Consider the following 13,222-nt stretch of genomic DNA (forward strand, 5'->3'; position numbering starts at 1 on the left):
CCCTGATCTTTGACCAGCAACACGTCACACTGATGGGCTATCGCTTCCCGAAACACGGGTTTCAGGTCTTTAGCCTTAAAAAGTAGCATCGTCGTTCTCCTGAGGAGAAACGTTCCCATTGAGGGAACATTTCCCCCAATGGGTTAAATTTTAGTTATGCTGCCAGCCTCTGTACTGGCAAAGACAGACTCACTGAACGGGTTTTCAGCACAAACTGCTCATGTACCCAGGTGATTGCCTCATCCACCACCTCCCGATAATCTCTGAGTGTTGGGTTGTTAACATCTTCAATGTCTACATCTGATCGAAAACTCTCTATCACACGATCATTTTTGTATACCACATCAACCCGAAACTGGACGGGTGTCATAAATCCATCGGAGACCGCATCGATATAGTCTTCGAGATACCCTGACTCAAATTCCTCTGCCTCAATATTGTGCAAATCCTGTGGCCCCATTAATACATCGATGTAACCGATAGCGGAGGAAAAACGCCGTATTAAACGGGGCTCAACCTGTAAGTTACGCAGAAATTGGCCCAAACGTTCAAAACAATACAGACACGTTTTTGTCAACTGCTTATCCAAATAGTCCATAAAACGTGTCCAGTACTGTTGCGTTTTACTGAACTGTTCCAGCGTGATTTGTTCCTCCTCCGGCAGGTTATCCTGCGCCGTCAGACGGAGAAACTCCTCCGCCGACATATTCAGCAAAACGGTTGTATCCGGCCGGATAAGGGTATCCACACGACCACTGCTGTCCGGATGGGTATAAGGCATCAGCATCGGATCCTGATAAACATGCGCTATCGCATCCATTCCCCGTATCCATAACGTCAGGATACGCTCACTATTTCTGCATCTGGCCCGGTTTGCCGGATCCTCAGACAAACTGTCCAAAAGATGAGTCATGATGGGCAAAAGTAACGCTTTGGTAAACTTTATATGGGTATTGACGTAATCTCCCTGGCTCTCATGAAACAGATAGAAAATAGCGTCGTCATCCAGCTCCAGCCCCATTCGCTCTGCGAATTGATGCCGAATATAAAAACGTAATAAAGACATAAGGGAAATCTCGTGATTGACGGGGTTCCCCCTGTAGGGGATATCCCCTATCGGGTTAATGTGATGCCACCCAATGGTGACTTTGAATTAAAGAGGTATGTCAGCCAGCCTTGCGCATCACTATTTCGTCTTCAGCTTCCTGACGCTGACGTTTGAACTGCCAGAAGCCTAAATGGTACATTGGCGTCACCATTTGCTGAGACATGACATGAGTGAGTGAATCGCCTACCGTGACCACGGCCGGGATACCCAGCAACGACAGTTGGATATACGTCATCATCGCGGCAACCGGGTCGATATCGACACAAAACGCCAACATCTGCTGCTGAGGATTAAACCCCGCTTCCAGCAGGGCCTGATGCATCGCAATAATCATCCCGCCGGCGCCACAAGCCGGGTCAGACACCGTGATATATTCATGCTCTCCGGATCCCAGCTTCGTCAAGCCTTCAGCGAACTGCATTCTGGCCATCATATGGCTGACAGGAAACGGCGTAAAATACTGACCAGCCTGGTCATGACCTAGTTCCAGCGCCATGAAAATAGCCCCCAGAAAATCACCGACTTCATACTCCAGTCCCATAATAACTTCACTCAGCAAACGACTCAGCCGGAAGGCATCTTCACGGGAATAACGTTTAACCCGCTGCATATAGTCCGCTTCAAATTCCTCATTTTGCAACAGCGCGTTATACAATGAACAGGCTGCCATATGCACAAAATCACAGAACACCTGCCAGCGGTTTTCATAGGGCGCAATCTGGTTAAACAGTCTGATAAAAGCCTGTTTATGTGGATTCGGTTCCCGGTAAGTTGCCGCTAATGGCAGCGCCACAACGTTATCGTCAGACGGATCATTATCTTCATCCGCATAGCCACGGTCAGACGCCACCGGCGGTAACAACAACTCCTCAGCGTGTGATGATCTGTCCGGCTCGCCAGTATCCGCGGGTTCTGCCACCGGGATCCGAGCATAGTTCAGATACGATGGCTGGCTGGCGAATAACGCCAATGCCTCGCTGGCCTGCCCCAACTCTTCCGGGAACAACCTGCCTTCTGGCTGGTCATGCCGTTCCCAGTGATATATTCGGGCTAAAGCACTGACAGCCATCAGCGGCGTGATACCCTGATCAATATGGCGCTGAACCACCTCATCATATTCCAGCATGGTGTCATTCAGCGGCAGACCATAGTGCTCACTGAGCAACACAGTAGCCATCTGCTGCCACAATTCCACCTGGGTCGGTAACTGCTGTCTCCGGTCTTGCAAATAATCCATGGCACGGCGGGCATCATTAGCCACCTGAAATAACCACCACGGATCTGAACCCAAAGCGTGTTCCCAATGTACTGTATTATCAGGATAGACCGGGTTACCCCGGACACCGGTTAATGCCGCCACAAACGCCGCGCCCAATGCTGTCACCCCTTGTTCCCGAGCTTCATCTAACTCACTTTGGGTTGTCAGGCCAAAGCGGTTTAACCGGGACGGATGGCCAGTGGCATAAACCAGTTGATGCAACAAGTCATGCCAGTATTGTGAATCTTCAACGTAGTCCCGCCGGACAGGCAGCTCAATACGGTCATGCAATGGTCGGTAAACGGGCACGATGCCCGACCGATGAACCACCGGGATCCCACTGGCCGTCACCAGTTGCTGAACAGCGGTAAAACCGGGAGCCGGACGCGGAGGTAAAGGACAACCGGGTTGAAGTTCTGTCGGCAGTCCTTCACATTGTTCCAGATTAATGACACGTATCAGCGACATTGAAGGCCGGTAACGGACGATGGTTGTCGGTTTTTCACCTTTGGCCACCCATCCGCCTAACGCTCTTAAATCATCACCGGTTAACCAGCGGTTAGATATCAACTGCCGCTGCAACATAGTTTGCCAGAGCAACAACACATTGATACCGCTAAACGGTTGTCCGGTCAGCGCATGCTGCGGCAAACCGTACTCACTGGCCGCTTGCCAGGGCTGCCGCCAGAGCGCCCATCCACTTTCCAGGCTGTCTGTAAGACGTCGGGTGATTAACCGGCAGATATCATCCGGTAGGTAAGAAAGGGTCATCATCTTTCCTGTCTAAAATTAAGGAAGAGACCCGTCCACAGGGAGTCGTCTCTCCCCGGGGGATAAATAATTAGCGCATGAAATAATGTGCTATTTTGGCCGGTAACGCAGTCAGCCAGTGATAAACTGCTGACAAGTCAACTTCGTAAGCGTGAAGCATCAAACACACGCCTGTCACCAGCGACGTCAATGCTATCCCGGTCAACAGCCAGCGACGACGCTGCCTGAGTTTTTTCTCCTTTAGCTGAACCTGTTGATACAGGAACAGCCCCAGCGTCTGCAACTCACTGAACCGGTGAAATTCCTCACGCCGTAAGGCTTCACAAGCCTCATCGTAACGCTCAAGCTCGGTCGGATGATGACGAGCAAGAAAACAGCGATAACCATGATTTCTCAGCGTGTGATAGTGATTGTCGAATTGCGCCTGCAGCCACTGATTAAACCGGCTACGGGTTTTTCTGAATATCTCCGGTTCAGCCAGCGCCTGCACTGACAGGGCCTGGGACGGTTCCCGACTGTGTTCTTTCGTCGTCATGGTACTCATAGGGTTAACTCCTGTTGTAAAAAAATGACTGACGGCGTTAACCCTCACGGGTTTCCCCGTCAGGGTGGTCAATAAATTAGGCGTCCAACGCAATCAGCAACCGATCAGATTCATGTTTAAGCCGCAGCGCTTGCCATAAGGGGGCCTTCATGTCGCCGTCGTGCGGCAAACAGAAAAAACCAAACGTCACCTCACACGTTCCCGGCTTTGCTGCCGACCAGGCTTTGAACGCCTGGTAAATCAGTTGATGAAACCGTTCGGTTTCATATTCCGGCGCAGACGGATAACTTACCATTCGCAGCCAGACTGGCTCTTCAATCGCCACAGCCGGCATCACCGACCGGGTAACGGCAGTCAACGTCTCATTGACCATTATGCAGCCTCATCATAAACCTTTGACAAACTACGCTGTCTCAACAGACGCGTGAGCATCTGTTGCGCCGAATCCACCGCTTCCGTTTCGTCGATAAGGTACCGCTCGCCATAAAACGGCTCCGAACTCTCCTCACCGAAATACAGCAACTCCACACCCGGTTTGTAGCTGTGTCTATCTCTGACCACCACCGGTCTCCCGCACGACTTCGCGTCATCAGAAAGTTGCCATTTACCGGCATACACCGTGTGTCTTCGCGTATGAGCTGCCGGTAGTCTCACCTGTCTTCGACGTAATAGCCGGGACATAACATGGTAAAATGACAGCGAAATCCAACGAATCACGCGCCAAAGTACTGTCACAAAGATCATTAACATCGTTCGTCTCCTTTATCCCCATAACAACTGGAAAACCAGCAACAGCACACCTAACGTCAGGATCCCCGCAATTTTGAACAGCGTTATCATGCCCAAAAGTTTAAGGAGTGCTTCACGATCTCGGTAGTCACGCTCATCACGGATCAAATCGCGGATAAGTGAGCGTTGTTTCGGGGTTAATGTCTCTGAAGCCGGCAGGATTGTCGGATCAGAAGGTGAATGAAAAGCAGGCATTAACAGCTCCTGTTACCGGAAACCCGCCCTTGACCGGGACAAGCCCCGGGAAGTGAAAAAAGATGTCCGTCAAGAACATCATACAAAGTGAATCAATCCGTCAGGTCAATCCTTATCAGGACGCCTTTAAGATACGGGAACTGGCCCTGTTATCGCCAACCCGGGAAACACGCCTCACTTGGGTTAAATAAAAATTCAGTTCGAATAAGCAGATAATATTTAATCAATAGCCGCGAGTATTTTTTTAGCTTCTGAATGCCCACGAGCATAACCATACAAAGCATGAAAGGCTTTAATATCGTCGTCCTGCTCACTGAAATCGGCCAGTTCATACAGAGAGAATAGCGTCACCGTGATGCCAAAAGCCTCCGCTGACATGATCCCCTCAAAACCATTATCCTCAACAAACACACGGTATTGTTGTTGAAACGTCGGAACGGCATAAAAAATGCCATTTGACAAAACACGGCCCTCCCAGAAATCGCCCTGATACCCGGGACATAACCGCATGGCCCGGCGAAAAAACATTTTCTTTAACAACGCCTCAGGCCAGCTTTGTGTCGAAAACAATTCTTCAAACCGGACAGATTTCACCGATATTTCCGTTGATAACGATAAAGTTTGCATAATATTTCCTCGAATGAAAAAAACGAGGAACACTCTCCCTGTATCAGGGAAAAGTCTTCCCCGTCAGGGTGGTAGTCAGAATGGGTATCACGGTATTAACCGCTTATCCGGCAGGTAGAAAATCTCATGACGCCAGTCACCGCAGTAATCATCATCACTGCTGTCAACAGGGGTCAAACAGGTTTCCTATACGTGGTTCGCTTGTACGGACAGACTCGTGAGTCTCAAAGCCGCATTTTATATTTCCTATTAGCAATCCACCTGATTACTGAGGAGGATTGTCAGCCATCGGGAAACTAAACGCCTCCACTGGGTCAGTAAAATTGCACCTTCATCACTGATGAGTGATACCCGTTTTCAAAGGATAAACGGGTGTACCGCCCAAAGGCGCCACTTTGCAGGCTACAGTGGCATTACAGGTCACTCGAAAGCGTCAGTCTCAGACCCCCTGACATTAAGAGCAGTCACCCGAAAGCGTTCCTCTCAAACTGCAAGAACATTGACAGTTGTTCAAAAACAACAAATAAGCCAATCTATGCTAAACAGAATACTTTTCTTATTCAAGCTAAATCCAAAAACAGATTAATCATGGCCACCCTGTCTATTATACACACGGGCAACATAATGCCCTCGCCCGTCACCATGCCCTAAGTCCATCGAAACCATCGCTTCCGCTTCTTTTCGACTGAATCCTTTCGACAGATGATAATTTATGGCCTCAACAGCATAAGCATAACGCAAACTGTGTGGCGAAGACTTTCCGGTTAACCCCGCTTCCCTGACGATATTCCGGTAACGATCAATGGCCGAATGTAAATTCGGCTTATCAATCAAACGCCCCTGATTTTTATTGGCATACTTTATTGCCGTCCTGACTGCCTGGATCACTTTATCCCGATCAACCACCGTCGTATCACGGGGACGTCCCCCTTTTGTACCAAACACCACCCTCACTCTTTCATCCCCACGCAATAAGGCTTTTTCCCACGTTTTTAATGACTTTGCCGCCTGAACCGCTTCTTCCGTTCGCAGTCCCAGATAACGAGAAAGTTGCATAGCCGCAGCTACCCCTTCATCTTTCCCCCGGACCAAAACAAGCGTCGTGTGATAACGCTCATCCGAAATCGCCATCTTAGTCCCCTCCCGGCTGGCGCCAGATAATCCGAGCGCATGATTACTTAACCGTTTGTGATGAGGGTTAGCTAATTGAGATCTTCCCGCCATAGCGAATATCGCCCGAACAGCCGCCATCTCATTTTGTAACGTGCGCTTTGAAATATTCTCTGACTTTCGGCTATCAATATATTTTTCAATATGATTAATTTTCATATTCTTAATATCACGGATTTGAATATTTAATATCGCCATGCTTTCTGCCAGACGTTTGGCTATTTTCATTCTGTCTGAAACGGTTTTAAAACTGCCGCCAGCCTGACGAGCCAATGTCACTAACTGTTTACTCAACTTTGACATTCAAACAATTTCCTTTTTAACCCACACGACACCACCGCTTGCAACCTGACGAATGCAAGCAATACAAAACGGTATTCTGAATGTCATCTCTCAACCCCAACGGCACGGTTTGATTTGCGCTTCCTGCGGCTCGACTGATATCTGTGTATCGGGGTGGCGAAATGTTGAGTTCTTACGAGGCACCCCAGCTCTCTGAGCTGTTCGCAGTTTACACCGTCCTGACTGTTGTCAGACTACCTCCAACGCCAGTTTTCACTGACGTCGCCATCAATACCGAGTCGATTGTTCTCCTTCTTCTGAATATAAAACGTCAACATGATTGTTTTTCACTCAAGACGTTAGGGTAAGTGGCAGTCTTCAAACTATCCTGACCAATGTACTACGTGTCGATCAGACGGTAGGAGACGTGGGGAAAGCTTGTATTACGTGGCTTGGCAGGTTGTACGCTGGCAGCGTCACTTGGTTTTCGTTATCACGCCAACAAGTGACGCCGCCCGTTTCTTCTGGACCCAATGCGTTGTCTGCAAGATACCCAATAACCTGTCAAATCTGGCAACAGTCATCCAGACTGCTGAACGAAACCACCCAGGCAAGCGTAGAAAGCAAAATCAACCCGTAGGTTGTTGTCTGATGATACTGACAAGTCAGCAAAGTGTCTGTGAAATTGCACCTTCATCACTATCGTTAGTGATACCCGTTTTCAAAGGATAAACGGATTTACCGTCCGAAGACGCCACCTCTCAGGCTACAATGGCATTGAAATCAGTCACCCGAAGGCGTTCCTCTCAGACTGCGGGAACATTAACGATCGCTTATGCGACAACGAATACTACCTTAAATTAATCAAGGTCCATCTCAACGTCAAGAAAGCTTTTCATACCGCATAGAATAATCATTTATGCTCTTCAAAAAGTGAGCACAATGACAGGCCGAACAGTTAACAAAAAGCAAAACTGGCATAGATAAATCCGCAATAACATAGCGCCTGTTCTGCCAACTGAGCTAAAAGTCATCATCTAACCTAATCATAAAAGGTAATACCCAATCACTAATTAACGATAAATGTCACATTTCGATGTAGTTTCATTCTGAAATTAAAACAAAAAATTAAATTATTAGCATTGGTTATTAAATAATTAATATTAATCTGTTTTTTATACAATTTGCAACACAATGATAACACTGGTCTATTTTTTGCACTATAATATAACACCTTGTTTTTGCTGCTATCTTAACCACCCAGCCTATTTTAGTTACCTGGTGCGTATTTTCATCCCCGGTGATATCCGCCCGGGCATGCAGCGCGTTGTAACCGGCATAATCATCCGTCACCAACGTGCCGCCCGACCAATCTTTCAGCAGACTCTGTGCATAACGGCCACTGCGGCCGGGATGCAGCTCATAGTACACGACTTCCGGCGAGCTATCGGGGCCGGTGACAGACGTCCACAAATAGGCACGCTGGGTCTGGCCTTTTCCCGGGGCCAGTATCGGCAACGGGGTCTCATCGTCATGCAGCACGGGGGATGTCAGCAGTGTCTGCTTCAGGGCATCGGCCAACGGTTGCAACGCCACAGCCACCTGCCCCACCCAGTCCGATAGGGTGCTGCGGGCCAGGGTCACGCCGCTGCGGGCATAGATTTGTTGCTGACGGTAGAGCGGCAGGGGGTCACAATATTTGGCAACCACTACCTGAGCCAGCAACCCCGGCTCCGGAATGCCCTTTTCAATCAGCCGGGCGGGCTGGGCTTTGGCATGAATTCGCTGGCAGGCCGCACAGCTGTACTGTGGACAGACATAACGCCGGACAAAAAACGTCGCGGGGCAATATTCCAGCCGCTCACTGACTTCATCTCGCAAAAAGCGCAGGACATGACCGCAATCCTGGCAGCTCTCTGTCTCCGGCGCCAACCGGATATCTTCACGGGGTAAAGTCGCCGGTAAAGGCTGGGCCGGGGGCGCGTTTTCCTTGATATGCAGGCGTGACAGCTGGGTTTCCAGCACCGCGATATCGGTATCGGCATCCTCCTCGAACTGACTCCGTTTGGCACCCACTGGCAGGGTTTCGCTGTGTGCGCCGAAACGCCAGCGTTGCGCCTGTTTCAGGGCCTCTTCCAGCTGGTGAATGTAGTCGCGTTGTTGTTGAAGCAGCGCCAGTGCCCGCACCCGAAATTGCCCGGGGTCATCCAGCGCCATTAAGTCATTGAGCGTCATACCGACAGTGTACCGGATAATTCCCCGCCGTTATCCGGTAAAAGTGTGACTGGGGTAATGGAATTAGCTTCGCCAGCCGGACAGGTCATATCCCTCGACCTGTTGCCAGTGAATGCCACGGATGAGCCAGTCAAACTGGGCGGGCGTCATCACCCAGCTACGTTCGCCCTGCTTCGGCCAGACAAAATGGACCCGGTGCAGACGGCGGGTACACAACCAGACACCGTGTCGGTCCCAGCGTAACACCTTGAGACGGGAGCGGGCCTTGTTACAGAAGACAAAAGCGGCCTCGTCCTGCCAGCGTAAATTCAGTCCCTCAAGGTGTTGAGTCAGGGCATCAATGCCCCGACGCATGTCGACGGGCTCTCGCACCAGAAAGAGCTGTTGCAGTTTCAGCATCGGGCCAGTACCCGTATCACGTCAGGCAACAGCGTCAATAGACAGGAGATGGCATACCCGTCTGGGATATGCAGGGTGACGGTGCGCACGTCGTCAGGCTGGAGTGAAACCGGCAAGATGGCGGGCAGCGTCTGGCTGAGAGGCTGGCGTATTTTGTGACTGTCGGCAATCCAGTCGCGGAAAGAGGAAAAACTCAGCTGATGCTGTTCACAATACTGTTTTCGGGTCAGGCCACTGTAGCGCCATTGGGTCACATGGTGTTGTTTTTGCTCCGGGGTATATCGGCTACAGCTCATGGTGTCAGTCTCCAAATAAAGAAAGGAAGCAGTAGCGTGCATGGACCGGAGGGGAAGAACAAGGTGAGATGACCGGAGTATTACGTATTACTTTCAAGCGGGCTCATTACTTATTGTTTGAAAAAGAAGAAACCGTCACTAAAATTTCCTATTTCAGAAGAAAATTACTTAGTGACGGCATAAACAGAACTCGGGTTATATTAATATCATACTGACTCTGTACCACTGCTGATTAACAACGTTCTATTTAGAGCTTCAGCTAAAGCAATTTTATGCTCATTATCCTCTAACAGACTAAAATGATTACCCGAAACAGCAATCAAGTGAAGTAAAGCACTAGGCATTATTCGTGCCCAACCTAACGACGGTTCTATGTTCACAGGTTCGGATATTTCATCCATCATAAAAGAAATAATGGGAGAAGGTTCTATCGCATAGAATTGATGCAATGTTATTTCCAATGCTGTCGGCTCATAATTCGTCACTATTTGCGCATAATGTGCAATTTGTTCCCAACGTTTTGCAACCACATCAGCACATAGATTTGCCGGATATAACGCTAATTCTTGTGCTGCTTCAATAAACTGCACCAAATTCAACGCCTCAACGCTCTGGTACAACACCGATATCTCTTCTGGGTGATCTCCTCCTGACTGTCGAGCGAGTTCAGTAAAGAAATGATATTTGAGTTGCATGGTTTCTTTCCCTAAATAATGAGGCGCTAGCGTATCAATCACCCCCAAGAAATTAACCTGCTCACTAGCATTCAAAAGCTGCTGAGCAATCGCATAGGCTAATATACCGCCGGAAGAATACCCCCCTATTCGGTATGGACCTGTGGGTTGAATGGTTTTCATCAAAGTAACCATTCTGGCTGCTAATTCTTCCATCGTTGACATCGGTTCTCCATTGATGGAAGGCCAGGGCAACGCATAAATCGGGTAACCCAATGAGATATGCTGAGACAGCCCGAAAACATACGAATAATCTCCCATACCACTAGGAACGAAGAATAGCGGCAACCCTGTTCCGCCAGGCCGTACTGATATGGCTCCACTTTGCGGTTTAAATAAAGGATCTGAGGTGATTTTTGCCGCCAGTTCCGCCAACACTGGGAACTGGAACAGGATATTTAACGTGAAACTCAAGCCCTGCCCAGCAGCAATATTCATCATTCGCACCGCTAACAGTGAATGTCCACCCAAGGCAAAGAAATTGTCATGCCGGCTGATTCGTTCAATTCCCAGCAGTTCACGCCAAATCGCCGCCAACACCGTTTCGGTTTCCCCTTGCGGCACCTCATAGTGTTGACGGGCAAATGCTTCGCTATCCGGTGCTGGCAATATCCGTCGATCCAACTTGCCATTCGGTGTCAACGGGAAGTCGTCCAGACGCACAAACGCCGCCGGCACCATATAATCCGGTAACACCGCACTCAGGTGCGCTCGCAGGCTATTCACCAGCCCCTCTTCCGCATCCGCCACTACATAAGCCACCAACCGTTTCTCCGTCCTGTCATCCAGTGCCAGCACCGCCGATCCATGCACTGCCGGGTATTCTGCCAACCGCACTTCAATTTCCCCCGGTTCAATGCGGAAGCCACGGATTTTCACCTGCTGGTCATTACGCCCCAGAAATTCCAGGTTGCCGTCCGGCAGGTAGTGCGCTAAATCCCCGGTGCGGTACATCCGCGCATCCGGTTTGTCACTAAATGGATCATTAAGGAAACGTTCAGCAGTTAAGTCAGGGCGATTTAGGTAACCGCGAGCCACGCCAGCACCGGCGATATAAATTTCTCCGACTACGCCAAGAGGGACAGGTTGCCCAATAGGATCGAGAATATAGGTTTGGGTATTGGCAATTGGTCTGCCAATCACTGATACTTCCGGTATCCCGGCATGAACATTGTATTCATACCAGGTAGCATCACCATTGACTTCGGATGAACCATAGAAATTTAACAGACGGAGCCAGGGATAATCCGTCACAACTTGTCGGGCCAGTTCAGGAGCCAGCCGTTCTCCGCTGCAAACCAACGTCCTAATGGATTTCAACTCATCGCTATGGCTTTGAATTAAGTGTTTTAACAGCGAAGGCACCACCACCAGATAATTGACTCCAAAGCGGCGTAAACCATCACTGAAACAGTCGAGATCTTTCACTTCATGATCACTGAAAACGACCAGTTTACCACCGGACAACAACACGCCTAGCATCTCGGTTACGGAATCAACAAAGCTGATGTTGGTTTTCAGTGCCGCTACCAATGGAGCCGTTACAATATCACGGACGAACCATAACAGGCGGTTACACAAAGCTTGGTGACTGTTCATCACGCCTTTAGGCAGTCCCGTAGAGCCGGAGGTGTAGATTACATAGGCCAAATGGTGTGATGTCAGTCCCAACGTCTGAGCATCTAGGTTACCGGTGGAATGTGACATCAATAATGCTGATTGGACATCTAATACCACAGTGGGCACAGTACTGGCTAGCCGGTCAACCCACTCGGTTTGGGTCAGTACCACAACGGGCGCTGCGTCTTCAAGCATATACGCCAGCCGGTCAGCCGGATAAATGGGATCGAGCGGCACATAGGCCCCACCCGATTTCAGTATGGCTAATACCCCAACCACCATTGCTGGTGACCTTGACACACAAATCGCTACCCGTTGCTCCGGTTCAACACCCAGTTCAATCAACTGATGGGCCAACTGGTTGGCTCGGGCATTTAATTCGGCATAACTGAAGGTCTGGTCTTCATACACCAGGGCGATAGCATCCGGGGTTTTCTCTGCCTGCTGTTCAAATAACTGATGGACACATAACGCTTCAGGATACGGTGTTTTCGTTACATTCCACGTTTCCAGCAATAACCGGCGCTCTGCCGGGGCCAGAATATCCATTTCACCCACCTTCTGTTGGGCATTTGCCACCATCGCTTGCAGCGCGGTCTGCAAATAACCCCTGTGCCGCTCGATGGTGGGTCGATCAAACAAGGATGTACTATAATTCAGTACCCCACTAATCCCGTCGGCTTCCTCATACAGTTCCAGTTCGAGATCAAACTTAACGGTATCAACGGCGTCAAAAGCCTGATCAACCGGTGTGGCGGTCAGTCCTGGCAATACCCAGTCAGTGTGTTCATTGTTCTGCCAGGTAAACATCACCTGGAACAACGGGGTATGCGCCAGCCGGCGTGGCGGTTGTACGATTTCCACCACCTGCTCAAACGGCAGATCCTGATGCGCCTGTGCCATTAATACCGTCTGTCGGGTTTGTTCCAGTAATTCCCCCCCTGTTAATTCACCCGAAACAGCCATCCGCAATGCCAATGTATTGACAAAAAAGCCTATCAGCGGCTCTACTTCCTGCCGGCTGCGCCCGGCGCTGGGGGTGCCGATAATGATATCCTCCTGACCGGACAGACGCGATAAGACGACGGCCCAGGCTGACAGCAATGTCATAAATAGCGTGACACCGTGCTGTTGGCTTAGATGTTTGAGGGCAGTGGTCAACTCAGAATCTAAGTGGATAGGAACAGCCTGACC

General features: G+C 49.7%; 13 protein-coding genes and 1 pseudogene. 2 read left to right on the forward strand and 12 right to left on the reverse strand.

From position 1 onward, the window contains the following. Window positions 1-154: 154 nt before the first annotated feature. The 6 genes from ACGF7G_RS20685 to ACGF7G_RS20710 all read right to left on the reverse strand — a co-directional run bounded on the left by ACGF7G_RS20685 (window position 155) and on the right by ACGF7G_RS20710 (window position 4,665). Window positions 155-1,066, reverse strand: a complete 912-nt coding sequence (locus ACGF7G_RS20685) for a hypothetical protein (RefSeq protein ID WP_387468038.1) — start codon at window positions 1,064-1,066, stop codon at window positions 155-157. A gap of 100 nt (window positions 1,067-1,166) precedes the next feature. Beyond that, window positions 1,167-3,137: an ArdC-like ssDNA-binding domain-containing protein gene (locus tag ACGF7G_RS20690; RefSeq protein ID WP_387468040.1), complete on the reverse strand. Its 1,971-nt coding sequence runs from the start codon at window positions 3,135-3,137 to the stop codon at window positions 1,167-1,169. A 70-nt stretch (window positions 3,138-3,207) separates the two neighbouring features. Continuing rightward, window positions 3,208-3,681, reverse strand: a complete 474-nt coding sequence (locus ACGF7G_RS20695; protein WP_387468042.1) for a hypothetical protein — start codon at window positions 3,679-3,681, stop codon at window positions 3,208-3,210. 76 nt (window positions 3,682-3,757) lie between these two features. Next, window positions 3,758-4,054, reverse strand: coding sequence for a hypothetical protein (locus tag ACGF7G_RS20700; protein ID WP_046396235.1), 297 nt, complete (start codon window positions 4,052-4,054; stop codon window positions 3,758-3,760). After that, the gene (locus tag ACGF7G_RS20705) at window positions 4,054-4,431 is read right to left on the reverse strand and encodes a hypothetical protein (RefSeq protein WP_387468044.1); all 378 of its coding nucleotides are present in this window, start codon (window positions 4,429-4,431) and stop codon (window positions 4,054-4,056) included. The genes ACGF7G_RS20700 and ACGF7G_RS20705 overlap by 1 nt, the downstream gene beginning before the upstream one ends. Window positions 4,432-4,443: 12 nt before the next feature. After that, a complete protein-coding gene (locus ACGF7G_RS20710) occupies window positions 4,444-4,665 on the reverse strand; it encodes a hypothetical protein (protein WP_036814765.1) in 222 nt (73 codons plus the stop codon). A gap of 62 nt (window positions 4,666-4,727) precedes the next feature. Here ACGF7G_RS20710 and ACGF7G_RS20715 point away from each other — a divergent pair, with 62 nt between their 5' ends. Then, window positions 4,728-4,856, forward strand: a complete 129-nt coding sequence (locus tag ACGF7G_RS20715) for a hypothetical protein (RefSeq protein WP_387468046.1) — start codon at window positions 4,728-4,730, stop codon at window positions 4,854-4,856. 28 nt (window positions 4,857-4,884) lie between these two features. On the opposite strand, the gene ACGF7G_RS20720 is transcribed toward ACGF7G_RS20715, so the two are convergent. Continuing rightward, window positions 4,885-5,292, reverse strand: coding sequence for an antirestriction protein (locus ACGF7G_RS20720; protein ID WP_387468048.1), 408 nt, complete (start codon window positions 5,290-5,292; stop codon window positions 4,885-4,887). A 582-nt stretch (window positions 5,293-5,874) separates the two neighbouring features. Beyond that, the gene (locus ACGF7G_RS20725) at window positions 5,875-6,765 is read right to left on the reverse strand and encodes an integrase domain-containing protein (RefSeq protein WP_387468050.1); all 891 of its coding nucleotides are present in this window, start codon (window positions 6,763-6,765) and stop codon (window positions 5,875-5,877) included. A gap of 417 nt (window positions 6,766-7,182) precedes the next feature. Between ACGF7G_RS20725 and ACGF7G_RS20730 the strand changes: the two genes are divergently transcribed. Beyond that, entirely contained in the window at window positions 7,183-7,476 is a 294-nt protein-coding gene (locus tag ACGF7G_RS20730) for a hypothetical protein (protein WP_387468052.1), read from the forward strand. Window positions 7,477-8,043: 567 nt separating this feature from the next. Here the strand turns inward: ACGF7G_RS20730 and tnpC are convergent. The 4 genes and pseudogenes from tnpC to ACGF7G_RS20750 all read right to left on the reverse strand — a co-directional run. Next, window positions 8,044-8,979, reverse strand: a pseudogene (gene tnpC / locus ACGF7G_RS20735) (IS66 family transposase); the annotation flags it as partial. Between the two features lie 63 nt (window positions 8,980-9,042). After that, window positions 9,043-9,378 (reverse strand): IS66 family insertion sequence element accessory protein TnpB, encoded by a 336-nt coding sequence (tnpB, locus tag ACGF7G_RS20740; RefSeq protein WP_387468054.1) that lies wholly within the window; start codon window positions 9,376-9,378, stop codon window positions 9,043-9,045. After that, window positions 9,372-9,674, reverse strand: a complete 303-nt coding sequence (gene tnpA, locus ACGF7G_RS20745; protein ID WP_387468056.1) for an IS66 family insertion sequence element accessory protein TnpA — start codon at window positions 9,672-9,674, stop codon at window positions 9,372-9,374. Before tnpA ends, tnpB begins: the two co-directional genes overlap by 7 nt. Before the next feature lie 206 nt (window positions 9,675-9,880). Beyond that, window positions 9,881-13,222 (reverse strand): amino acid adenylation domain-containing protein (locus ACGF7G_RS20750; protein WP_387468058.1); only part of this gene is annotated, 3,342 nt, incomplete at its 5' end.

The organism is Photorhabdus sp. RM323S (assembly GCF_042879375.1).
Lineage (GTDB): Bacteria > Pseudomonadota > Gammaproteobacteria > Enterobacterales > Enterobacteriaceae > Photorhabdus > Photorhabdus tasmaniensis.